Origin of the sequence: Aliiglaciecola sp., assembly GCF_039982535.1 — a bacterium.
Classification (GTDB): Bacteria; Pseudomonadota; Gammaproteobacteria; order Enterobacterales; family Alteromonadaceae; genus Aliiglaciecola.
The window spans coordinates 228489-253528 of record NZ_JBDWYG010000007.1 but is presented as its reverse complement, the minus strand read 5'-3'; the positions used below and the strand labels follow the sequence as shown (position 1 = coordinate 253528).

The window sequence follows — 25040 nt, the reverse complement described above, 5'->3', positions numbered from 1 at the left end:
AGAGGTACGCCTTATTATCCTGCTAACATCAATTCGAGTCGAGCACCGACTCGTTCTGCTGTGTCGGCTAATCCACCGACTAATTCAATGATGTTGTATAAGAACATAACATCTACAGGATTCATTCCAGATTCCATTTTCATTAAAGAACTGCGCATGTTTATTTGCATGCTATCTGTCTCATCTTCAATCTCATCTAGTTGAGCTATCATTCTCTCAACCAAATCGACTTCTCTACCTTTAAAGCCCGCTTCCAACAATTCATCTAATTCATTGATGACGTTTTTAGCTTGAGATGAAGCATCAAGACATCTAAGCAAATAAGCATTAAATGACTCCTGCAATGATTCGGGAATCTGTAATTGACGACCAATAATACGACCAGAAATATCTTTCGCTTTGTTGGCTAATTTATCTTGCTGAGTTATCAAGGCGAGAATGTCTTGACGTTGAATAGGCATGAACAAACCCGTAGGTAAGTTAGTCCTTAATTCACGTTTAACCTTATCGGCTTGTTTTTCCAGTTGAGATATTTGTTGTTGCACTTCCTCTGCACGAGTCCATTCGCTTTGGTAAACATGAGTAAAGAATACAGCGAGTAATTGAGTACACTGATCGACCAGATCAATATGATCTTCAATCGGCTTCAGTGGTGATTTGGCAAATACACCAAGAAATGAGTTTGTTGACATTATATATCTCTAAAATAATCGATTAGTCAATCCAGAAGCCTGAATCATACGCGAAAGACTAACCCGTTTATATGACATTTTTATGACTACTCTGAAACCCTTTGAATAAAAGGGGTTTATAGAAAAATCATAAAATCGAAAGCGCTTAAAAATAGCTCAATTGACGATAAAAATACTCTCACTAAATTTATGGTTAAATTTCTCGGTTATCAGAACCTTCAACTAAAAATATAACGTATTCGCATACATTCTTACACCTATCTCCAATACGCTCAAAAGAACGCAACGCCCAGAGTACTTCTAACCAATTTTCTAACTCATCAGAATGCTGTTGCATTTCTAAAATGGTAATACTCAATAAATCTTTGTATTGTGCATCAATTGTCTCATCATTTTGATAGGTTTTCTGGGCCGCTTCTAAATCGAGCCTAGCAAATGCATCTAGGGTATCTTTAAGCATGTCTAATACATGCTCACCTATGACTAGCATACTGGATTTAAGGGATTCAGAATCCGGTACATTGGAATGAGAGATAAGTTTAGCGACGCGCTCTATTTCATCTCCCATGCGTTCAATATCTGCAGTCGCCTTTGCAATTGTCATAATTAAACGCAAATCACTGGCGGTTGGATGACGCCGAGCAATAATTCGCATGCATTCTTCATCAATCTGAATTTCCATGGAATTAATTTCTCTATCATTAATTACCACTTTTTCAGCTAAACCCGCATTATTTGTTTTTAGCGCGTGCAAGGTATCGCTAAGCTGTTGCTCTAGCAAGCCCCCCATAGTTAAGACCGAGTTTTTAAGATCTTCAAGTTCTTTATTAAAACCGACCGAAATATGGGTATTAATTTCAATGTAAGCCATTGCTCGGTGTTCCTACCCGTATCGTCCGGTTATGTAAGATTCAGTTTGCTTGCGTTTCGGCATTGTGAACAAACTATCACTGTCAGAATATTCTATAATCTTACCTTCATGTATAAATGCAGTATAGTCAGAAACCCTAGCTGCTTGCTGCATATTATGTGTCACTATGATAACGGTATGCTGCATTTTCAATTGATTTAATAGCTCTTCGATATGCAACGTGGCTAAAGGATCTAATGCTGAGGTGGGTTCGTCAAGTAACAATATCTCGGGCTTTAAAGCCAAAGCTCGAGCAATCACCATACGTTGTTGTTGACCGCCAGAGAGGGTTAACGCTGATTCAAATAATCTATCCCGAACCTCTTTCCACAGTCCAGTTTCACGCAAAGCTTGTTCTACCGCGTCATCTAATTTTCTTCGTTGTTGAACACCTTGGAGTTTTAACCCATAGGCAACATTCTCAAAAACTGACATGGGAAATGGATTTGGCTTTTGAAAAACCATTCCAACCCGTGTGCGCAATGTGGCGACATTTTGTTTGCGATGATAAATATCATTACCTGAAATCAACACCTGACCAGACACTTCACAGCCATGCAACAGGTCATTCATACGATTAAAACAGCTAATTAAACTTGATTTACCACAGCCACTTTGACCAATCAGTGCCGTCACCTGATTTTTAGGGATCAGCATATTGATGTCTTCAAGTACTTGTTTCTCACCAAAATGCAAATTGAGCTTTCTCACTTCAATCGCAGTTTGCTCTGGCGTTAGATTATTGACATCTAATTTGTCATGTTCAAATAGTTTTAACATGAATTCCTATACTCTAATTTTGCGCATATTGTTTACGCAGTCGATTACGAATAAAGATAGCGATTAAGTTTAAGCTCAACACCATCAATAGTAGCAACATACAACAGGCAAATATAAATGAAGAACCATTGCCGATATTCTGACTGTGGAATGCACCATCATATATTAATACCCCTAAATGCATAAACTGGCGCTGCAAATGCACAAAGGGAAATTCTGCATCAATGGGTAATGCTGGCGCAAACTTAACCGCACCAATTAACATTAATGGCGCAACCTCCCCCGCTCCGCGCGCAATGGCTAATATGACACCTGTCATGATGCCAGGACTGGCTATGGGTAGAATCATCTTAAAGATAGTTTCTGCTTGAGTTGCACCAAGAGCATAACTACCATCACGAAGGGATTGAGGTACCCTGCGTAACCCTTCTTCTGTTGCCACAATGACAACAGGCAAGGTCAAAATAGCCATGGTTAATGATGCCCAAAATATGCCAGGGGCCCCGAATGTGGCGGCAGGCAAGTCATCAGAAAACAATAGTTTGTCAATATTTGCCCCAACCACGTAAACAAAAAAGCCTAAACCAAAAACCCCATACACTATAGATGGCACGCCTGCTAAGTTATTTACTGAAATACGGATAAGCGCTGTCATCTTATTTCGCGGCGCATACTCATGCAAATACACAGCCGCTAACACACCAAATGGCGTCACGAATATGGTCATCAACAATACCATTACGATGGTGCCAAATAGCGCTGGAAAAACCCCACCAGAAGTATTATTTAGCTTAGGAGAGTCGCTAATAAATGCAGCAAATGCAGATAATGCGGAAAGCATTTTATCTGTTAAGCCCATGGAGTTTGGAAAACTCACATCACTAATTTCGCGCATATTCAACGGATAAATACTACCATCGGCAAACGCCACATTAAGGGTAAAACCGGCGAGTTCTTGCTCTACTTCTTCTAAGCTATCCTGTAATTCATAAAAACGTTTAGATAACTTAACTCGAGCCGGAGCATCAGCTTTAACGCCTCTTCGGTCCAAACTCGCCAGTGCGCGGTGAATATCAGCCAATTCGCCTTTACGAATTAATTCGGTGGATGCAATTAATTTAACAATGTTGCCTTGGACAGCCTCAAAAGCTTGCATACCTAAGGTATTTCCAGTGGCATCGTTAATTGAAGCCACTTTAGCAATGACGGTCCCGCCATTATTTAATTCAATTATGGCGACATCCGGGCTAATTTCAGCACTGATAATGCTCGATTGTTTAAGGGTAAGTTGACCACTAAAGAGTTGCTGCGCAGATGAAAAACGGTAATGCATTATTTCTTCGCCAACACGCATCGTCTTTGCATCTAGCTTTACATATTGGGTTTGATAACTACCATTTGATTGCTGAAAAATAATAGTCTGTATGCTTTGTGGCCAGAAAAAACTGCCCCCACGGACTAAGATAAAAAATGAAAGGGCGATTAAAACCAACACTAAAAAGCCAGCCACCGCAGCGGTTAAACTGGTGACCATGGACTGTTTTTGTTCGTGATTAAACTTACCATTAACCATGTTGATAGTTTTTCCTTAACCACTGACGGAGTAACTCAGCAAAAGTATTTAAAACAAAGGTAAATAAAAATAAAACCAAGCCGGTTAGGAACAAAATTTGGTAATGGCTACTGCCAACTTCGGCTTCTGGCATTTCAATGGCTAGGTTTGCGGTTAAGGTGCGTAAACCAGACAACAAATTCCAATCTGCAACAGGCGTGTTACCGGTCACCATCAACACGATCATGGTTTCGCCGAATGCTCGTCCTAACCCTAAAGCAATGGCGCTTAAAATCCCTGGATAAGCCAAAATCAACACCACTTTGCGTAAAGTTTGTAAATGGGTGGCCCCCAACGCAGAAGAAGCTTGTTTTAGGCTATTAGGCACCTCATAAATAGCATCTTCAGCAAGTGAATAAATGCTGGGTACTATGGCTATTCCCAACGCCAAGGCGACCACCAGTGTGTTTTTGTTAATATTTTCCAAGGCATCGATTGGCAATAACCAATGTCCATGTAAATTTGCGCTTGCCAACGACATAGCATCGCTAACCGAATAAACAAACAATCCCAAACCAATCAGTAAAATACTGGCGATAGGCAGCTCCCACCCGTGCTTGAAGCGCTGCGGCAAACGCTCCACCATAGGTTGATGCAAAAGAGCAAACAGCAATAAAACAAGAGGGAGCAGCAATACAAACAACAATAGGGAAAGGATAAATTGCTCTGCTAAGGGAGCTAACCAAATGGCGGCAATAAAACCTAGAACAACGGATGGGATTGCTTCTAGCACTTCGATGCTAGGTTTAATCCAGTTACGTAACCTTTGCGGAGCAAAGAAGCCGGTATAAATAGCTGCACAGACCGCTAATGGAACAGCAATTAAAAGAGCTAAAAAAGACGCCTTTAAACTACCAATCACTAAAGGGACTAAGCTAAATTTAGTTTCATGATAATCTGCCGCGGAAGTGGTTTGCCAAACATAATCGGATTGAGGATAACCTTCATAACTATTTGCCCCCCACAAAGATTGCATGGTGTTCACAGCGGAAATTGACTCAACGTCCCAAACATAAAGGTTATTGCCAAGCGCCGAATAGAAAAGGTTTTGACTTAATAATACTTGATTACTGATGTTCTGAGTGAATAGCTCGCTTACTTGCTCCCCAGTCACATAATTGATTACCTGCAATTGATTTTTGATATCAACAATAAAAGCGGCATTTTCGGATTGGTGAATTAGAATATTTTGCGGCTGCTGTTCACTAACAATAGAATACATGGGCTGAAATACTAACTGCCCTTGGGTGTTGGCTATACTCCATTTTTGCAGTGTTTTGTCTTGCAACCCTACAAACAATGAACGTTGGCTGGGAAATACTTTTAAGCTACTGATGGTTTGATCAAAAGCAATATTATTTACCCTGCCGCTGGTGACGTCATGAGTAGAGAGTTTGCTATCGGTCACATATACAAACTGACCAATTCGCGGCAGCAATAAGAGGTGGCTAGCTCGTTTAATGGCAACAACATCGATTTCATTTTTGCTGCGTCTGTCAATGCTATAGACTTTGTATGCTTGCCCCTGTTGGACCGATAACATGATAGTGTTGACTGACAGTTGGAAGTCAAATTGATCAATTTCAACTAAATGATCCACTTCAGTGACTGCCAGCGACATCTCTAGTTCTGGAAATAAGTCTTTATTAACTTGGCTTAGCTTTTCAATACGCAAGATGCCAGAGTGACTCAATATCGCCAGATACAATTGACCATCGTAAGCTTTTACCTTTATTTGGTCAGTGCAAAGCAATGGCACAATTTTACTTTTAATTAGACTAGGATCTGCTTTTTGTTCTGATAAAGCGTAAAAATTTAAGCGACAATCTTCATCCAGGGTGACTAGAGGTACGGAATTAATTACATCACCAAGGTATAAAATACTTTCGTTGGGGGAAATAGAAAGTTGGTTTTTAGGGGTGATACTCACATTGCCAGCCAGTGGCAACACTTGAATAACCAACTGCCAAAGCAATAGTCCCAAAGTCAGCAAAACCAACCACCCAGACGTTGCGATTGCGCCAGCGACTAGACGATTTTTTGCTTTCCTTAAGCGCGCGACTTTCACCGTTTGGGTATTGCTAGACGATGATTCATCAATTGATGACTGACCCACAAAACTAACCCTGCTTTTAAAATTGTGCTTAGTGTAATGGATATATCCCAACAGGCAAGTGACAATCTTTTCAGTCAACACACCTTAGTTTGATCAACACATGATTTTAATAAGCTCAATCAAAACAATGATTAATTTACGAATTATCATATGATTAAGCTATGATATTAATTCAGGTGAAAATTAAACCTATCAGAAATGGCTCTGTAGGTATAACTCTAATTAGTTAAGTCGAAGGGGTGTTCCAATGAAACCGATAATTTTAACTTTAATCGGAAAAGATAAACCTGGACTTGTCGTGTCACTCGCGCAAAAAGTCTATTCCTTAGGAGGAAACTGGTTAGCGAGTAACTTTTCATATATGGGGGGGCATTTTGCAGGATTTGTTGAGGTGGATATACCAGTTGAAAACCATGACACCTTGATGGATTTTTTACAGAAGCACCCAGATTTAACTATCCATTCTGTCAGTGCTGACAATGAATCAAATGATAAACCTGATATCGTAGAGATTGATATTATGGGTAATGACAAACCCGGCATAGTGCAAGAGCTCACAGCAACCTTGAATCGCTTTAATATCAATATCATCAAATTTGAATCCAGTTGCCAAAGTGCGCCTAATTGGGGCAGTTTATTGTTTAAGGCCCATGCAGTTGTGGCTATTCCAGAGGGGTTTCAACTTGATGAACTGTCTGAGGCCCTAGAAGATATTGCCAACGATTTAATTGTTGATGTTGATTTAAGGTAGTAATTTCCAATGAAATTACGCAAATTAACAAAACTGTCATACAAACAATGGAACATTCCATCCTATTGAAATCGCGCAAGAAAAATCAGGTAACTAATGTATCCAGAACAAATCTATTATCCCAAAGAACTCAGCTGGCTTTCATTTAACGAACGTGTGTTACAAGAAGCCGCTGATCAACATAATCCGATAGTTGAAAGAATTCGATTCTTAGGCATTTACTCCAGCAATATGGATGAGTTTTATCGGGTCAGAGTAGCAGAAGTAAAGCGCTTAATTTATATCCATCTAGAAGAAGGAAATGAAAAAGCGGCGGAAAACACCAAGTTGTTGATGGAAAAAATTCAAAACAAAGTGGTGGATTTAACGGATAACTTTGAAAAAGTGTACGATGATGTTGTGCAAGGCCTTAAACGCTACAACATTTATATTGTAGACAAAAATCAACTCTCACCATACCAACACGAATGGCTAACCAACTATTTTAAAAACAAGATTTTACGCCATATTGCGCCTATCTTACTTCACAAAAAAGTAAATCTTGTAGACCGCCTGAATGACTTTGGTACCTATTTGTATGTGGCCATTTATAAAAAAGATCGGGCAACCAAATATGCAACCATCGAATTGCCGACTGAAGCCATGTCCCGCTTCATTCAAATTCCACCAGAAAAAAGCCGCAAAAAGAAGCACATCATATTAATTGATGATGTGATTCAACTGTGCTTAAGCATTGTATTCAAAGGTTTTATTGAGTTTGATGAGTTGGAAGCCTATTCATTTAAAGTTACCCGAGATTCAGAGTACTCAATCAATGATGAGATAGATGAAAGTTTCGTCGAAAAAATGTCTGAAAGTATGAAGCAACGCTTAATCGCTGAGCCTGTAAGGGTTATCTATGATGCTGATATGCCCGAAGAAATGCTTAAAAACCTGAAAAAACGACTGAAAATAAGTTCTTTTGATAGTTTGATTGCTGGCGGTGCCTATCGGAATTTCAAAGACTTTATCGGCTTTCCAAATGTGGGAAGAAGCTATTTAGAGAATCCACCTTTACCGGCGATAAATACGCATTTATTTACTGATTTCGACACCGCATTTGATGCCATTAAACACAAAGATATTTTACTTTATTACCCTTATCATCGTTTTTTACATTTTACCGAATTTGTTCGCCAAGCGGCATTTGACCCGAGCGTGAAACATATTCGTCTAAATATTTATCGAGTAGCGAATAAGTCGCGCATTGTGAACTCACTTATCGATGCTGTAGATAACGGTAAAACAGTGACCGTTGTAGTTGAACTACGCGCCCGTTTTGATGAAGAAGCGAACATCGAATGGTCTAAAACCATGACAGATGCTGGGATCAGAGTAGTATTAGGCTCTCCTTCGTTCAAGATCCACAGTAAGTTATGCGTAGTCAGTCGTGAAGAAAAAGGTGAGCTTGTTCATTATTCTCATTTCGGTACGGGCAACTTTAATGAAAAAACCGCCAAGATTTATACCGACTTTAGCCTCTTTACCCGTAACCAAGAATTAGCCCAAGAAGCGATTTGGGTATTTGATTTGATTCAATTACCTTACCGACGGAATAAGTTTCAGCATTTGCAGGTATCGCCTTTAAATGCACGTACCAAAATTCAAATTTTAGTACGCCAAGAAATTCAAAATGCCAATGAGGGGTTGCCATCGGGTATCACCTTGAAGGTGAATAACCTTGTTGACCAACAATTGATTGATGATCTTTATCGCGCAGGCCAAGCAGGTGTAAAGGTGAAAGCCATAGTGCGGGGAATGTGTTCTCTAATTCCTAATATTCCAGGGGTAAGTGAAAACATTACGATAATCAGTATTGTCGATCGCTTTTTAGAGCACCCTAGAGTGATGGTTTTTACTAACGCTGGGAATCCAAAAGTGTTTATCTCGTCTGCCGATTGGATGGCTAGAAATATGGATAACCGTATTGAAGTTGGCTGCCCAATTTATGATGATGATTTAAAACAGCAAATTATTCATATTTTAGAACTACAACTCAAAGATACGATTAAAGCTCGAGTCATCGATGCTGAACAAACCAATAACTATGTGAAGCGTGGAAATCGAAAAAAATTGCGCTCACAGGTGGAAATATATCACTATCTTAAATCACTAGAATAATACACTATATTGGGTAACCAGCCGCGTTGAGGAAATATGAAATAAATGACTGAGTTAAGTGAAGCTTTTAGTAAAATTGATGCAAGACCCACAACTCAGGTCGCAGCCCTTGATATTGGCTCAAATAGTTTTCATTTAGTCGTCGCGCGGATTGTTGCCGGTAGTGTTCAAATCCTACATAGAGTTAAGCAAAAAGTACGTTTAGCTGATGGCTTAGACAAGCATAACCGCTTGTCTGATGAGGCAATGCAAAGAGGCTTAGACACCCTGCAAATTATTGCCCAGAGTCTTAAAGGGTTTGAGCCTGACACCGTTAGAATAGTGGCCACTTATACTCTACGAAAAGCAAAAAATGCCAAAGACTTTATTCAAGCAGCTAAGCAAATTTTGTCTTATCCAATTGAAGTTATTTCTGGAATTGAAGAAGCTCGCTTAATTTACTCAGGTGTTGCCCATACAGTACAAAATAACGGTCAGCGATTAGTAGTTGATATTGGTGGCGGTTCCACTGAGTTTATCATTGGTGAGGGCTTTGAGAGTAAAATGATGCGCAGCTTACAAATGGGCTGTGTAAGTTACACAAAACGTTTTTTTGCAGATGGTGTTCTTACCTCTGGCGCTTTTAAAAAAGCCGTTACCGCAGCACAACAAGAACTTGAGTTAATCGATGCAAAGTATTTAAAACTAGGTTGGCGGCATTGTATTGGCACCTCAGGCACCATCAAAGCTATCGTTTTTCTCGCTCAATCCTTGAATGAAACCAATCCAGAAGGATTTGTATCACTTGATAACCTCAAGACCCTTCGCGATAAATGCATATCTGCTGGCCATATTAAAGACTTAAAACTGGCGGTCACCGAAGACCGTATTCCGGTATTAGCAGCGGGTATTTCAATCTTAATTGGCGTATTCAAAAGCCTTAAGATCACCACAATGGAGTATTCTGCGGCGGCATTACGAGAAGGTGTGTTGTACGAGATGGAAGAACACTTGGCCCATCACGATATCCGAGAACGCACAGCACAGAGTTTAGCCACACGCTATGATGTAGATGTTGACCAAGCAAAACGAGTGCATCTCACAACTATAGAGCTGTATAACCAGTGTAAGAAAGGTTGGAAGATTGGCGGTCAACAATATCGTAATCTATTGAGTTGGGCAGCGTTATTACATGAGGTTGGACTACAAATAAATTCGCGAGGTGTACAACGTCATTCTGGTTACATATTACAAAATGTAGATTTACACGGCTTCAACCAAGAACAACAAATTTTACTTTCTGTATTAGCCCGCTTTCACCGTAAAAAACTGCGTCCTGACGAAATACCTGAGTTTTGGCAATTTGATTCAGAATTGGTGAACAAACTCATTATAATTTTGCGTTTGGGTGTACTGTTAAATATTAAACGCCAAGATGATTTTTTGCCGGAATTCAAAGTGCTAATAGAAGAGAAAAAATTACAGATTACTTTCCCTGATAAGTGGCTATCGAACAAGCCAATTATCAGTGCAGATTTAGCCAGAGAAGCTGATTACCTTAGCGTTTTAAACTACAAGCTATCCTATTCTTAATTAAACTCCTGAACAAACTCGAACGTTCTAAAAAACAATAAAAAAGCCGGACTAAAGTCCGGCTTATCAGTTTCTAAGCAGTCAAATTAGGTAATTGAAGCTTGGTAGATACTTTCAATAGAAGCATCTAGTGTTTCTTCAAACTCTTGATCAGAAAGTTGTGCAAATAGACCTTCAGATAAAGCGCGAGAAAAGCTGGCAATAATACCTTTATTAGCAGTTAAGCGACTATTGGCTTCTTCTCTAGAGTAACCACCAGAAAGGGCAACAACTTTAAGTACTCGAGGGTGCTCAATTAGCTCAGAATAAAAACCATTCACTTCAGGCAAAGTTAGCTTTAACATCACACTTTGAGTGTCAGGTAAGGCATCCAATTGCGCTAAAATTTCAGATTTCAGTATCCCTTCAGCGGCTTCTTTATCAGGAGCATGAATATCCACTTCAGGTTCTATAATAGGTACTAAACCCTTAGCCAAGATTTGTTTTCCAACTAAAAACTGCTGTTCAACTACAGCTTTAATTCCAGCTGGGTTAGCAGATTTAACTACTGAACGCATTTTAGTACCGAATACATCTTTGGCATTGGCTTTATCGAGAACTTCATCTAAGCCAGGCATAGCTTTCATTAGTTGCACGCCATTTTCTTCAGCTTCTAAACCTTTATCCACTTTTAGAAAAGGGACAACTTGCTTTTCTTGCCACAAATAGTGAGAACTAGCTTTACCTTCAATATCCCTATCTAAGGTGTTTTCGAACAAAATAGCGCCTAGTACGCGCTTTCCATTAAACGCTTTATTAGTGATAATTCGAGTGCGCATTTCATGCACTTTACCGAACATCTCTTCGTCACCGTTATACTCATCTTCGGTTACGCCATACAGCTTTAATGCTTTTGGGGTACTACCACCACTTTGATCCAAAGCCGCGATAAATCCATTATCGGACTCTATTTTTTTAAGCATGTCTAGTTGTGCTTGTGATGCCATTAGCAACACTCCTTTTTATTTGAGTAGAATACAAAACTAATCTTGAGTGTTTCATTACACTTCTTATTTTTGGAGTACAAAATCTCTCGATAGTTACTCTTTTGCCCTTGCTTCCAACATTGCTACAGCAGGTAAAGTTTTGCCTTCTAAGAACTCCAAGAAAGCACCACCACCTGTTGATATATACGAAACCTTGTCAGATATACCATATTTGTCTACAGCTGCCAAAGTATCGCCACCACCAGCAATTGAAAAAGCACTGCTTTGTGCAATTGCCAGTGAAATTGCTTTTGTTCCTTCACCGAATTGGTCGAATTCAAAAACGCCTACTGGACCATTCCAAACAATAGTACCTGCCTGTCTAATTAAGGCAGCTAGTTGATTGGAGGTTTGTGGCCCAACATCAAAAATCATATCTTCATCACTAACCTGAGTGACCGCTTTTAGGCTTGCTGAGGCTGATTCAGAAAACTCAGTCCCCGTGACCACATCAACGGGCACAGGAATATTGCCACCATTATCCGTTGCTGTCTGCATTAAACGCTTAGCTTCAGGGATTAAATCTTCTTCGTACAAAGATTTACCAACATTATGTCCTTGAGCGGCAATAAAGGTATTGGCAATGCCACCACCGACGATTAATTGATCAACCTTACCAGAAAGTGACTCTAAAACCGTTAATTTTGTTGATACTTTAGAACCACCTACAATTGCCAATAATGGACGGGCTGGGTTGTCTAAAGCTTTACCTAGTGCGTCTAACTCATTGACCAACAAAGGTCCCGCACAGGCAACGGGGGCAAATTTACCAGCACCATGGGTAGATGCTTGTGCACGATGTGAAGTGCCGAAGGCGTCCATTACATAGACATCACACAAGGCTGCATATTGCTTTGATAAGGTTTCGTCGTCTTTTTTCTCGCCCACATTAAAGCGAACGTTTTCTAAAACAACAACCTCGCCTTGTGCCACGTCAACCCCATTAAGATAATCAGTTGCTAAACTTACTGGGCAATCAAGGTGATCACTCAAATAGTTGACAACAGGTTGCATGGAATACTGAGCATCAAATTCGCCTTCGGTAGGTCTGCCTAAGTGAGACATCACTATTACCTTCGCGCCTTTCTCAAGAGCTAATTTAATCGTTGGCAAGGCCGCTTTGATTCGCGCATCTGAGGTCACTTTGCCATCTTTTACTGGCACGTTGAGATCTTCGCGTATTAACACTCTTTTATCTGTGAGAGTTAAATCAGCCATACTTAGTATCGACATATTGCTTCCTTTAATCTTGCTATTATGGATTGTTTATCTACAAAACTATTAAGTATATTTGTTAATAATTACATTTATTGTTTAGTCACGAAACATTGCTTGCGCAGTATCTAACATTCGATTTGCAAAACCCCACTCGTTGTCACACCAAACCAATATTTTCACTAACTGCTTGTGGCTTACTCTGGTTTGCGTGCCGTCTACGATACAAGAGTGCGGATCATGATTGAAGTCTATTGATACTAAAGGTTCCTCAGTGTAACTCAATATTCCGTTTAATCTGCCCTGACCTGCTTGTTTCAACACTTGGTTGATCTCATCTATCGATACTTTTTTATCAACAGTTACACTTAAATCCATCGCCGTCACATTAATTGTAGGCACTCTTACCGCGATGGCTTCAAACTTTCCAGCAAATTTAGGCAAGATACGCTCAATACCTGCAGCTAACCGAGTATCAACGGGAATAATTGACTGGCTAGCAGCACGAGTCCTGCGTAAATCCGGATGATAAGCATCAATGACTTGTTGATCGTGCATTGAGGAGTGAATTGTTGTTACTGTGCCACTAAGAACATCAAACGCTTTATCCAACACTTGGATCACAGGCACGATACAATTTGTGGTACAGGAGCCATTGGAGACAATACGGTCGTCATTTTGCAACAAATCATCATTGATACCGTAAATGACAGTCGCATCCATATCAGGGGTAGATGGATGGGAAAAAAGGACTTTTTTAGCGCCTTGAGCAATATGAATTTCAGCATCAGCTCGATCATTATGCACACCTGTGCATTCCAGTACTAAATCAATGTCCAGATCAGCCCAAGGTAACTTGTCTAATGTGGGAAACTGCAATAACTGAATCGAGTCGTTGGCCACATTTAAGCAATCTCCATTTAGGGAAACTGGGAAGCCAAATCGACCATGGGCGGTATCATACTTTAATAAATGAGCAATGCCTTCAGGGTCGGCAATCTCATTTATTGCAACAATTTTGATTTGTTCGTGCCGAGCGGTTTCGTACAGTGCTCGCAATACATTTCGACCTATGCGTCCAAAACCATTTATGGCAATTCGTATCATGTCACTCTTAATACATAAATGAGCACACCCTTTTACAAGTGTGCTCTTCTTTAGTTAAGTGGTAACTCACACCTTAAAGGTTATGAGCCACCCTAGTTTAGTTGTTGATGTTTATAGTGAGTTAGCTGCCTCGACAATAGCATCGGCAGTAAACCCAAAGTATTTCAGCAAAGCTCCGCCAGGCGCAGACTCACCAAAAGTCGTCATACCGACAACTTTGCCATCAAATCCAACATATTTGTACCAAAAATCTACGTGGGCAGCTTCAACAGCCACACGTTTGGTTACACTTCGAGGTAATACAGATTCACGATAATCCGCATCTTGAGCATCAAATACATTGGTGCTTGGCATAGAAACTACACGTACTGCTTTACCTTGAGCGGTTAATTTTTCCGCAGCTTCAACAGTAATAGCCATTTCTGATCCCGTTGCAATTAGGATGATTTCAGGTGTTGCTTCGCTATCAATTAATACATATCCACCTTTAGCAATATCCGTAAGTTGCTGCTCATTTCGAGATTGTGCAGGCAACCCTTGGCGACTAAAGACTAAGGCACTTGGACCTTCAGTACGTTCAATTGCCGCTTTCCAAGCCACTGCTGTTTCAGCCCCATCACAAGGTCTCCAAGTAGCAAGGTTTGGCGTCAAACGTAAATTAGCTATTTGCTCAATAGGCTGATGGGTTGGACCATCTTCACCTTGACCAATAGAGTCATGGGTATAAACAAAAATATTAGGCACGCCCATTAATGCAGACATACGCACAGCATTACGTGCATATTCCATAAACATTAAAAAGGTTGCACCGTAGGTTCTGAAGCCTCCATGCAGTCCGATACCGTTCATGATCGCGCTCATTCCAAACTCGCGCACGCCGTAGAAAATATAGTTACCACTGGCATCATCTGCAGTGATTCCTTTTGAACCCGACCATAACGTCAAGTTTGAACCAGCTAAGTCAGCAGAACCGCCTACCACTTCAGGTAAAATGCTAGCAAAAGCTTCAATGGCGTTTTGCGAAGATTTACGACTCGCCACGTTTTCTGCTTTTTCTTGGGTTTGTTTAATGTAAGCAGCGGCTTTTTCACTGAAATCGGCAGGTAGCTCACCGTTTATACGACGGGTAAATTCACTTGCTAACTGTGGATGAGCATCTGCATATTGAGCAAACTTATCATTCCACTGCTGTTCTAACTCAAGTCCGCTTTTCTTCGCATCCCATTGTGCATAGATATCTTCAGGAACAACAAAAGGTGCGTGACTCCAGTTTAGTTCTTTGCGCGTAGCTTCAACTTCATCCAGACCCAGTGGCGAACCATGGCTATCATGGCTACCTGATTTATTTGGTGAACCAAAACCAATCACTGTTTTGCAGCAAATCATAGTCGGTTTCGTAGTTTCTGCTTTAGCGGTTTCAATAGCCGCCTTGATAGCTTCAGGATCATGACCATCTACATCAGCGATCACCTGCCATCCATAGGATTCAAAACGTGCTGGGGTATCGTCAGTAAACCAACCTTCAACTTCTCCATCAATGGAAATGCCATTGTCATCCCAAAACGCAATCAGTTTGCCTAACCCTAAGGTGCCAGCTAGAGAACAGGTTTCATGGGAAATTCCTTCCATCAAACAACCATCACCTAAGAAGCAATAGGTAAAATGATCAACTATATCGAATTCAGGTTGATTGAATTGGGCGGCTAACATTTTTTCAGCAATGGCCATACCTACCGCGTTACTAATACCTTGACCTAAAGGCCCAGTAGTAGTTTCAACACCAGGTGCGTAACCATACTCTGGGTGACCTGGGGTTCTTGAGTGCAATTGGCGGAAGTTTTTCAACTCCTCAATCGGTAAGTCATATCCGGTTAGGTGTAACAACGAATAGATCAGCATCGAGCCATGACCATTGGACAAAACAAACCTATCACGGTTAGCCCATTTGGGGTTTGCTGGATTGTGGTGCATAAAGTCACTCCACAATACTTGCGCAATATCAGCCATTCCCATTGGTGCTCCGGGGTGACCTGAATTAGCTTGTTGTACTGCATCCATTGATAAAGCGCGAATGGCGTTGGCTAGTTCTCGACGTGAAGGCATGGTGTCTCCTGCTATAAATAAGTGCCTAAAAGCATGCTCAACGTCTAACTAACTTGGCTAAGACATTGATTGATTTGCTTGTATTCATGTTGGGGTGGAACATTTTCCATCAGCCATCGACGAACTGCAACGCTTATTCATTATTGATTATACTTTTTTTGGTTATGTTCTATTCCTTTTCTGGTTTTTTTACGTATATAAGGTGGAAAGCATTCTGAACATATAGCCATTTGGACGTCTAGACGGAAAGACTGGTATTTTCGAAAATATTGATTAAAATGTAGCTATTAATGATAACGAACCAGTTTTGGCGTGAATTTATTACGCGCATTCAAGAAAGGATAAAACATGACATCACATCTTTTTACTTCAGAATCAGTTTCTGAGGGGCATCCGGATAAAATTGCAGATCAAATATCTGATGCAGTGTTGGACGCCATTTTAACTCAAGATCCCAAAGCTCGAGTAGCTTGCGAGACCTTCGTCAAAACAGGAATGGTCTTAGTTGGTGGAGAAGTGACTACGTCAGCTTGGGTTGATATTGAAGAATTAACCAGAAAAACTGTACGCGAAATTGGTTATACCCATTCAGATATGGGTTTTGATGCCGATTCATGTGCGGTACTTAATGCCATTGGCAAACAATCACCAGATATTAACCAAGGTGTTGATCGCAGTCGTCCAGAAGAGCAAGGTGCCGGCGACCAAGGATTAATGTTTGGTTACGCTAGTGATGAAACCGATGTACTTATGCCTGCGCCTATTACTTATTCTCACCGTTTGGTTAAACGCCAAGCAGAAGTCAGAAAAAACAATACGCTATCTTGGTTACGCCCTGATGCCAAAAGCCAGGTCACCTTTGTTTATGAAGATAATCAACCTGTTGGCATAGATGCCGTTGTGTTGTCCACTCAACATTGTGATTCAATCAGTACTGCTGATTTACAAGAAGCAGTAATGGAAGAAATTATCAAACCTGTGCTGCCTGCAAAATGGTTATCTGCAAAAACCAAGTTTTTAATTAACCCTACTGGCCGATTTGTAATTGGTGGACCTATGGGAGACTGCGGTTTAACCGGTCGTAAAATCATTGTAGATACTTACGGTGGTATGGCTCGTCACGGTGGTGGTTGTTTCTCTGGTAAAGATCCTTCGAAAGTTGACCGTTCAGCAGCCTATGCTGGTCGTTATGTGGCAAAGAATATTGTAGCCGCTGGGTTAGCTAAACGTTGTGAAATCCAAGTTTCTTATGCCATAGGGGTGGCTGAGCCTACTTCAATTAGTATTGAAACCTTCGGTACAGGTGTGATTTCAGATCAAAAACTGACTGAGTTAGTTAGAGCCAACTTTGACCTTCGTCCCTACGGTCTTATTAAGATGCTCGACCTTGAACGCCCAATCTACCAAGGTACTGCGGCTTATGGTCATTTTGGTCGCGAAGAGTTTCCATGGGAAGCAACCGACAAGGTTGAACAGCTAAAAGCGGCCTTGTAAACACGCCATTCAATTAAAAATGATTAGGTAAATTTAAAATAGCGTCTAGAAAGACGCTATTTTTGTATGCAAAGGTCTAAAAATTTAATCGTTGGTTTGGCAATAATTTGCATTTGCCAAACTTACCCGTACATTGTTCGCCATTCTAACTCTGACACAGTCACCTTCTGCTGCAGGAAAATAGTCTAAGACTACAACGAGGTACTCGCCATCAGTTGCAGTTAAATGATATTCATAACCGCGGCTGGGACCTTCTTCGATAGTAGTAAGTAAACCGCCCAAAAACGCCCCAATTAATGCCCCCGCTATAATCTGCCTGTCGCTGCCATATAGATTATTTAACGCGCCCCAAATCCCCCAAGTCGCTGCGGCCTCGCCTGCATGAGAGTCAAATTTAACATCGTAAATTTGGTCAACGTTAGCGTACAACTCAGTGACAAATTGGTTGCGCTCAGTATTTCGCGTATGATGAGACGCACAAGATGAGAGTACAAATAAACAACTTAATACCGTCAACTTTATGTACGTTGTTTTTGTATACATTGTTTTCATGGGCTAATGGCTCTATGGGCAAATGTTTGCATAGATAAATATCTATGTTAGGTAACAATAAACAGAATACTGATCTAAAACTGAATTTAAGCTTAACAATAGATAGAACTAGCATAGTTAACGGTTAATCGGAAATAATTTATGTTTAAAAATATTACCAAGTCATGCCTTGCGGTCACCATTAGTGCCGTTTTTCTTGCGGCGTGTTCCACCTCTCCAACCGGAAGATCGCAATTAAAACTGTATTCTAAAGACCAGTTAGCCAATATGGGTGCCCAAGCTTTCGATGGCATGAAAATAGAGCAAAAAGTATCCCAGCAAGGGGTCGATAACCAATACGTTTCTTGCGTAGCCAGTTTCATCACCAAACACGTGCCCAATAGTGTGTTTGATGGTCAGTGGGAGTTGGTGGTTTTTGACGATGACCAAGTGAATGCGTTTGCATTACCTGGCGGAAAAATTGGTGTATACACCGGACTGCTTAAAGTCGCACAAAACCAAGATCAATTGGCTGCAGTCATTGGCCACGAAGTAGGTCATGTTATTGCTGAGCACGGAAATGAAAGAATGTCGAATTCAGCCCTCATTGGTTTAGGTCTTGAAGCGACAAATCAAATCCTTAATGCGAAACAAGTAGCAAACAGCAACATGATTATGGCAGGTATAGGTTTAGGTGTGCAGGTTGGAGTGCAATTGCCTTTCAGCCGTACTCATGAGACAGAGGCTGACCTAATAGGGTTAGAATTAATGGCTAGAGCTGGGTTCGACCCCACTCAATCGGTAGAGTTGTGGAAGAATATGGACAAGGCAAGTGAAGGACAACGAACCTCTGAGTTTATGTCAACTCACCCGTCACCTGCTACACGCATAGAAACCTTGAGCGTGAATATGTCCGCTGCACAAACCTTGGCAAATCAAGCGAGTGACAATCCAAACTGTTCGATGTAATGCTGGCAAAGCGCTAAATTTCGAACAAAAAAAATGCCGCTAATGCGGCATTTTCTTTCAATTTAACAGATTATGACTCTTCTGTTTTATGCAAGTGAACATCCATTTGTGGGAATGGAATGCTAATGCCTTCTTGGTCAAAACGAAGTTTAACCGCTTCAGTGAAGTCAAATTTAACTGCCCAGTAATCTGCAGAAGCAACCCAAGGACGAACAATAAAGTTCACACTGCTATCGGCTAATTCTGAAACAGCAACCGTAGGCGCAGGATCTTTAAGAATACGCTCATCAGCATTTACCATCTCAAGTAACACTTCTTTCGCTTTCTTAAGATCAGCGTCATAACCAATACCAACAACCATATCTACTCGGCGAGTATCTTTTGCTGATACGTTTACGATGTTGCCGCTGTAAATAGCGCCATTTGGCACAATGATTTCTTTGTTATCAGGTGTTGTCATCACAGTAGTGAAGATAGTGATATCTTTAACTACACCTGCTGTACCAGCAGCTTCGATGAAGTTTCCGCGTGTAAATGGACGGAAAACTAACAACATTACGCCGGCAGCAAAATTCTGTAGAGAACCTTGAAGTGACAAACCAATTGCCAAACCTGCAGCACCCAAAATAGCGACTAGTGATGTAGTATCTACGCCAAGTTGATCTAACGATGCAACGATAACAAACAGCATCAATACAGCATTAAGAATGGCCTTTAAAAAGTCCACCAACATGTCGTCATATTTAGAGCGAGCCATTACCTTACCAAATACATTGATAAGAATTCCAACAACCATTTTACCTATAATGTAAATGATTATGGCGAACAATATGTTTAGTCCCCATGGAATTACATAAGTTTCGACTAACTCTGCAACATTTATATCTTCAAGCATTTTGTTTCTCCCAAACATTTTTTAATTCTTTATATAGCGATAGTCCACACCAAAAGAAAGCCTTTTCATTTACTTGGCTAACATCACTACTTGGTAATTTCTTGGACGCTGAAATAATAAAGGAAACAACAAGATATGCACTCTTTTTTTTCCAAATTAGACTAATGTATATGTCGCAATTTAGCGTCATAGACTAAAGTTTAATTCGTTTACTTTTCTCTATGTTTTAAGATATATGTCATCGGATTGTCAGAAACACAACGTATATTAATTCTCAGTTATACAGTTGATGACATTTGAAAGTTAGAATGGAATTTCAGAATTAACGAAGTTAGTTATTCAAAATTTATTCATCATATTTTGTATTAAAACAAAGTTTTTTATCACTGTTTAATATTACAAACAGCTAGCAAGCCTTCTTTTCAAAATGTTGTTTTATTACAAACATCTGAATTTGTTAGGGTTTTACAAATGTTGTTTTTTTAAACATTTTTAGCCTCTACTTTGCAGTTAAGAAGTGCTATGCTATCTGCCCCTAATTTCAGGGGAACAGTAATATTTTTAAAGGAATTGAAAATGTTAATTCTCTCTCTTATCTTCGTTAGTTTGATAATTCTATTGGTCTTTTGCTTGGCTAAAGACACTGGCGAACATACTGCGTTTGCCCGCAAAGATGCCCCAGTTAATAGTCAGCAGGAATCTATTGATGCATCTCACGATAGAATAACATCAACTAAAACATTGAATGCCAACTAGTAGTAACTAATTTTTAATATCACTCATTGCATCAAACGCGGTCATATTAAAGCCGCGTTTGATGTGAAAATCTCGCAAGCTCCAATTATTATTAAAAAGTAAATTGTTAACTCAGTTTGCCAATTAGTGAAATTCTTTAGTTGAGATACCTTCTACTTAATATACCATGTAGCAAATTGTAACCTGCCAGTTTAATAGCATGCGAATTCCAAGAATTTATCACCCAGACTTACTCATTGTTGATCAGACGATTGATCTCACAGCCGATGCAGCAAACCACATTGCTAACGTTCTCCGTTTAAATGAAGGACACCCATTGGTACTGTTTAATGGTGATGGTAACGAATATAGCGCCGAACTAGTAACAGCCAAAAAACGCCAAGTTAGTGTGTTGATAGACGCAAAATTATCGATAAATGTTGAATCCACTTTAAAGATCCATCTTGGTCAAGGTGTATCCCGTGGCGATAGAATGGATATGGCGATTCAAAAAGCGGTTGAGCTAGGCGTGACTGAAATTACCCCATTAATTACTGAAAGATGTGGAGTTAAATTATCCGCTGAACGTTGGCAGAAAAAATGTCAACAATGGCAAAAGTTAATTATCTCTGCTTGCGAGCAGTGTGGCAGAAATCAAATACCAAAGTTACATCCATGCACTTCGATCCATGAGTGGACAAAACAGTCCACCTCAGAACTTCGCCTGACGCTGCACCCTAAGGCCGAAAAAAGTATTAAACACCTTACGATACCAGCAAGTGGCGTTAGGTTACTAATTGGTCCAGAAGGTGGGTTTAGCGATGCTGAGATTTATGCAACAGAACAAGTTGGATTCCAAACTGCTCAAATGGGGCCCCGTGTATTAAGAACAGAAACCGCAGCCATTGCCGCCATTGCGGCTTTGCAAGCTATTCATGGAGACTTATAGTCAAATAATTTAACCTAGACAGCCGCTAGTTTCATGTTACATTGAGCAGTAAAGCATCCGTTAATTCATTAACTCTAGTACCCTAACTATGAAACCTGTTAATGCCATAAATACGCAAGGTACAAGTAATTACACGCACCTTAAACGCCACAATGCCATTGAAGCAGGTCGAATAAACGCGTTTGCTATGTTGGTAAATGGGGATCCCCTTGAAGAGGTATTAAAGGAGATAATCGCCAGCCTAGAATCTGCAACCTGCGGACTTAAATGTTCAATCAATTTAATCGATAGCACAGGCTTCGTCCTCAGCCCTTTTGTTTCCCCTAGCCTTCCATTGCTGCTTCTAGACGCATTGAAAAATCAAAAAGTGATACCTCCTTCGACCACTTGCGCCTTTGCTATTGCCAATAGAAGTTTAACCGTAAGTGAAGATATTACTCTAGATCCGCATTGGCATAATATGCGCAATATTGCCGTTACCTGTGGTATTCGTTCGTGTTGGTCTCAGCCTATTATTTCACCTAATGGTGAGGTGTTAGGCACTTTTACCATGTATTTTCCAACCTGTGGTTCTCCCGAACAAGATGATATTGACTCCTTGCTTTACGAGTCTCAAATAGTGTCGATTATTCTTGAACGCGCCAATAATATTAAGCAATTAGAAGAAACAAATGCTGAATTAGAAAGGCGAGTAGAAGAGCGAACAGAGGAATTGACTAATGCTAATCGAATGTTGAAAAAAGCATTAGAACAACGTAATGAAGTGCAAACCCAATTAGTAGAACAAGAGAATATGGCTGCTTTGGGTACCATGATGTCGAGTCTAACCCACGAGATTAATACACCTACAGGTGTTGCAATAACGGCTATTTCTTATTTGCGTAACATTTTGAGTAAAACAACTAAATCCTTTGAAAAAGAACAGCTTAGACGCTCTCAATTAGCTACATTTTTATCAAAAACCGAAGAAAGTGTTGATATTATTGAACGCAATTTGTTTCGGTCTACCCAGTTAATTAAAACCTTTAAACAACTTTCGTTAGATCAGCACAGTCAAGAAGTTCGAAAAATTAACCTTATGAGTTACGTCAATGAGGTTTTATTGACCTTAAAACCTAGATTAAAACGTTCAAATCAACAGTTTTGTTTTGATATAGACCCCGATTTAGAAGTCTATAGTAATCCCGGCGCCTTGAGTCAATTGCTGATTAACCTGATTATGAACTCGGTCCAACACGCATTTACAATTAATCAGATGGGGCATATCTTTTTTAAGATAAGAGTTGACCTAACTATTCCAGGCCATCCTATGTTAAAGGTGATTTATAGGGATAATGGTTGTGGTATGTCTGAACATACAATTGAAAATTTATACAAACCATTTTTCACCAGTGCCCGTCAAAATGGCGGTTCAGGGTTGGGTATGCACATATGTTACGATATCGTGGTTAAAGTATTGGCTGGACACATTGATTGTAAATCAAAAATTGGAAAAGGTGTCGAGTTTACAGTCACCTTTCCTGTGAGTTTAGATAACCCCGAGTTCGATAGCTTTTAAAACCGCACGAGTACGATCCCGAACCCCCAGTTTATCCAAGACATTTGATACCTGATTTTTGACCGTACCTTCAGATTTAAATACCGCCTGTGAAATTTCACGGTTACTACACCCAGCAGCAATTAAGCGTAATATCTCAATCTCTTTGGCAGTGAGAGGAATAGGCACATCAGAACTTTCAAATGTACTCTGTTTACTTTGCAAACTTGACACTACACGCTGAGTAATACTGGGTTGAATTAAGGTTTCCCCATTGCTTACTTTTATAATGGCTTCAACTAATGTTTCTAGCGATACATCTTTTAATAAAAACCCTTTTGCCCCCGCCTGAATGGCTTGAATAACCAATTGGTGGTCATCAAAAGTAGTCAGCATAATGACCGGGGAGATATCAATTTCGTTACGGCTATTAAGGGCCTCAACCACTTCAATCCCGTTCATAACGGGCATACGAATATCCATCAAAACAACATCTGGTTTCTGCGTAGAAATAACCTCTAATGCACTTTTTCCATCCGCAGCTTCAGCAACAATGTTGATTTCAGGCGCTAAAGACAACAAACTTTTAATCCCTTCGCGAACCAAGGTTTGGTCGTCGACTACCATCACATTAATACTCATGATAACTCCGGTAATTCTATTTGTATTTGAAAGCCTGCGGTTGTTAATTTTGTATCTAAAACACCACCTAAGTGAGCAATTCTTTCTCGCATTCCGGTCAAACCATTCCCTTCTTGAATATTATTTTGCTGTTTATGACGGCCATCATCATACATTTGAAGTTGCACTGAATCTTTTTTCTGGCACAAATGAATATTAAAATTGGAGGCGTTACTGTGACGCAGAGTGTTAGTAATAGACTCTTGAACAGATCGCAAAATCGCTTCGGCTACATCCACATTGGATATAGTCAAATCGTCTTCAATATCTAAGGAGATAGACAAGTTAGGAACATCGTCTAATAGAGCGTGCAGCGCCTGACTCAATTCAATATGAGACTTTTCCCGAATCTCAGAAACCGCTTCACGCACATCACTTAACAATAACTTAGCTAAATCATGACACTGCTGAATTTTAGCCTGTGCCTCGCCGTCGGATATCCGAGAAGCCACCTGCAAATTGATAGTTAATGCGGTTAAATGATGGCCCAACAAATCATGGATATTGCGCGCAATTCTAACTCTTTCCGCTTGCTTAGATGCTTCGCCTAGCAAGGTTTGAGTAGCCATTAATTCGCGATTAAGCTCCATTGCCTTCTCAGTAGCGCGCTTTTCTTTAATATTTGTATGCACCATATGTAAGGCAAAAATATTAAAGGTCCAAAACAATAACGCGGATACCAGTGATGTATCGGCCTGCCAATAAAAATACATTATTAGCCAAAATGGCGCTGTCCAAATGGGTGACGTGAAAACGGCCTGCTTAAACGACATAAGATAAGGCAGTTGTGCACTCCAAATCGTGACAAGAATGGCCAGAAAGGTAAAAGGACTGAGGAAGCCTAAGCTCATAATTGCTGCATATTGAATGGCAATGAATAGCAGCCGGGTTTGCAAGTTATTTCTGTATTCGTGGTCTGAGATGGCAAGCAAAAAGAACACTATATAAACCAATAATGCACAACCGGCTGCAGCCACTTTTTGCCCAGAGTAGTTATCAGAGCTCACCATCAAAGACAGCGCTATGCTGCTTACTACTGCCCAAGGGAAAATAGCTGAAAGGTTTTCTTTTCTAAACAAGCTTTTCAAAATCTGCATTTAAGAACCACGATAAAATTGCCCCTATGCCAGCAAGTGACACTTAACGAAGACCAAGTATGAACAATTTTAGAATTGAACGCTATAGGTCAAAAGTCACGTTTTAAAT

At 40.2% G+C, this 25040-nt stretch carries 21 protein-coding genes; 8 read left to right on the top strand and 13 right to left on the bottom strand.

Annotation, left to right across the window (positions count from 1 at the left end):
• Nucleotides 1-14 precede the first annotated feature (14 nt).
• The 5 genes from ABJV04_RS01140 to ABJV04_RS01120 form a co-directional block, all read right to left on the bottom strand.
• A complete protein-coding gene (locus ABJV04_RS01140) occupies nucleotides 15-692 on the bottom strand; it encodes a TIGR00153 family protein (protein WP_348489262.1) in 678 nt (225 codons plus the stop codon).
• Between the two features lie 193 nt (nucleotides 693-885).
• Complete coding sequence (gene phoU / locus ABJV04_RS01135; protein WP_348489261.1) at nucleotides 886-1563, bottom strand: phosphate signaling complex protein PhoU; 678 nt, start codon at nucleotides 1561-1563, stop codon at nucleotides 886-888.
• Nucleotides 1564-1575: 12 nt separating this feature from the next.
• Nucleotides 1576-2382: a phosphate ABC transporter ATP-binding protein PstB gene (gene pstB, locus ABJV04_RS01130; RefSeq protein ID WP_348489260.1), complete on the bottom strand. Its 807-nt coding sequence runs from the start codon at nucleotides 2380-2382 to the stop codon at nucleotides 1576-1578.
• Nucleotides 2383-2395: 13 nt separating this feature from the next.
• Complete coding sequence (pstA, locus tag ABJV04_RS01125) at nucleotides 2396-3955, bottom strand: phosphate ABC transporter permease PstA (RefSeq protein ID WP_348489259.1); 1560 nt, start codon at nucleotides 3953-3955, stop codon at nucleotides 2396-2398.
• Complete coding sequence (locus ABJV04_RS01120) at nucleotides 3948-6110, bottom strand: ABC transporter permease subunit (protein ID WP_348489258.1); 2163 nt, start codon at nucleotides 6108-6110, stop codon at nucleotides 3948-3950. The genes pstA and ABJV04_RS01120 overlap by 8 nt, the downstream gene beginning before the upstream one ends.
• Nucleotides 6111-6357: 247 nt before the next feature.
• Between ABJV04_RS01120 and ABJV04_RS01115 the strand changes: the two genes are divergently transcribed.
• From ABJV04_RS01115 to ppx, 3 genes are all read left to right on the top strand, one after another.
• The gene (locus tag ABJV04_RS01115) at nucleotides 6358-6861 is read left to right on the top strand and encodes an ACT domain-containing protein (protein WP_348489257.1); all 504 of its coding nucleotides are present in this window, start codon (nucleotides 6358-6360) and stop codon (nucleotides 6859-6861) included.
• A gap of 96 nt (nucleotides 6862-6957) precedes the next feature.
• Nucleotides 6958-9021, top strand: a complete 2064-nt coding sequence (gene ppk1 / locus ABJV04_RS01110; protein ID WP_348489256.1) for a polyphosphate kinase 1 — start codon at nucleotides 6958-6960, stop codon at nucleotides 9019-9021.
• A gap of 45 nt (nucleotides 9022-9066) precedes the next feature.
• Nucleotides 9067-10593, top strand: coding sequence for an exopolyphosphatase (gene ppx / locus ABJV04_RS01105; protein ID WP_348489255.1), 1527 nt, complete (start codon nucleotides 9067-9069; stop codon nucleotides 10591-10593).
• An 86-nt stretch (nucleotides 10594-10679) separates the two neighbouring features.
• Here the strand turns inward: ppx and ABJV04_RS01100 are convergent, their stop codons facing one another.
• The 4 genes from ABJV04_RS01100 to tkt all read right to left on the bottom strand — a co-directional run bounded on the left by ABJV04_RS01100 (nucleotide 10680) and on the right by tkt (nucleotide 16043).
• Nucleotides 10680-11579, bottom strand: a complete 900-nt coding sequence (locus tag ABJV04_RS01100) for a fructose bisphosphate aldolase (protein ID WP_348489254.1) — start codon at nucleotides 11577-11579, stop codon at nucleotides 10680-10682.
• Between the two features lie 93 nt (nucleotides 11580-11672).
• Nucleotides 11673-12851 carry a phosphoglycerate kinase gene (locus ABJV04_RS01095; RefSeq protein ID WP_348489253.1) on the bottom strand — a complete coding sequence of 393 codons (1179 nt, stop codon included), beginning with the start codon at nucleotides 12849-12851 and terminating at the stop codon, nucleotides 11673-11675.
• Between the two features lie 81 nt (nucleotides 12852-12932).
• Nucleotides 12933-13940 carry an erythrose-4-phosphate dehydrogenase gene (gene epd / locus ABJV04_RS01090; protein WP_348489252.1) on the bottom strand — a complete coding sequence of 336 codons (1008 nt, stop codon included), beginning with the start codon at nucleotides 13938-13940 and terminating at the stop codon, nucleotides 12933-12935.
• A 111-nt stretch (nucleotides 13941-14051) separates the two neighbouring features.
• Entirely contained in the window at nucleotides 14052-16043 is a 1992-nt protein-coding gene (gene tkt, locus ABJV04_RS01085; RefSeq protein WP_348489251.1) for a transketolase, read from the bottom strand.
• Between the two features lie 348 nt (nucleotides 16044-16391).
• Here tkt and metK point away from each other — a divergent pair, with 348 nt between their 5' ends.
• Complete coding sequence (metK, locus tag ABJV04_RS01080; protein ID WP_348489250.1) at nucleotides 16392-17537, top strand: methionine adenosyltransferase; 1146 nt, start codon at nucleotides 16392-16394, stop codon at nucleotides 17535-17537.
• Nucleotides 17538-17621: 84 nt separating this feature from the next.
• On the opposite strand, the gene ABJV04_RS01075 is transcribed toward metK, so the two are convergent.
• Complete coding sequence (locus tag ABJV04_RS01075) at nucleotides 17622-18089, bottom strand: hypothetical protein (RefSeq protein ID WP_348489249.1); 468 nt, start codon at nucleotides 18087-18089, stop codon at nucleotides 17622-17624.
• A 141-nt stretch (nucleotides 18090-18230) separates the two neighbouring features.
• Between ABJV04_RS01075 and ABJV04_RS01070 the strand changes: the two genes are divergently transcribed.
• Nucleotides 18231-19037, top strand: a complete 807-nt coding sequence (locus tag ABJV04_RS01070) for a M48 family metallopeptidase (protein ID WP_348489248.1) — start codon at nucleotides 18231-18233, stop codon at nucleotides 19035-19037.
• Between the two features lie 70 nt (nucleotides 19038-19107).
• Here the strand turns inward: ABJV04_RS01070 and ABJV04_RS01065 are convergent, their stop codons facing one another.
• Nucleotides 19108-19932, bottom strand: a complete 825-nt coding sequence (locus ABJV04_RS01065; RefSeq protein ID WP_348489247.1) for a mechanosensitive ion channel domain-containing protein — start codon at nucleotides 19930-19932, stop codon at nucleotides 19108-19110.
• A 576-nt stretch (nucleotides 19933-20508) separates the two neighbouring features.
• Here ABJV04_RS01065 and ABJV04_RS01060 point away from each other — a divergent pair.
• The 3 genes from ABJV04_RS01060 (at nucleotide 20509) to ABJV04_RS01050 (ending at nucleotide 23174) form a co-directional block, all read left to right on the top strand.
• Nucleotides 20509-20688, top strand: coding sequence for a hypothetical protein (locus ABJV04_RS01060; protein ID WP_348489246.1), 180 nt, complete (start codon nucleotides 20509-20511; stop codon nucleotides 20686-20688).
• Nucleotides 20689-20887: 199 nt separating this feature from the next.
• A complete protein-coding gene (rsmE, locus tag ABJV04_RS01055) occupies nucleotides 20888-21616 on the top strand; it encodes a 16S rRNA (uracil(1498)-N(3))-methyltransferase (protein WP_348489245.1) in 729 nt (242 codons plus the stop codon).
• 88 nt (nucleotides 21617-21704) lie between these two features.
• The gene (locus ABJV04_RS01050) at nucleotides 21705-23174 is read left to right on the top strand and encodes a GAF domain-containing sensor histidine kinase (RefSeq protein ID WP_348489244.1); all 1470 of its coding nucleotides are present in this window, start codon (nucleotides 21705-21707) and stop codon (nucleotides 23172-23174) included.
• Here ABJV04_RS01050 and ABJV04_RS01045 read toward each other — a convergent pair.
• Nucleotides 23145-23795 (bottom strand): response regulator transcription factor, encoded by a 651-nt coding sequence (locus ABJV04_RS01045; protein ID WP_348489243.1) that lies wholly within the window; start codon nucleotides 23793-23795, stop codon nucleotides 23145-23147. The genes ABJV04_RS01050 and ABJV04_RS01045 overlap by 30 nt on opposite strands.
• Nucleotides 23792-24931, bottom strand: coding sequence for a sensor histidine kinase (locus ABJV04_RS01040; protein ID WP_348489242.1), 1140 nt, complete (start codon nucleotides 24929-24931; stop codon nucleotides 23792-23794). Before ABJV04_RS01040 ends, ABJV04_RS01045 begins: the two co-directional genes overlap by 4 nt.
• Nucleotides 24932-25040: the final 109 nt, after the last annotated feature.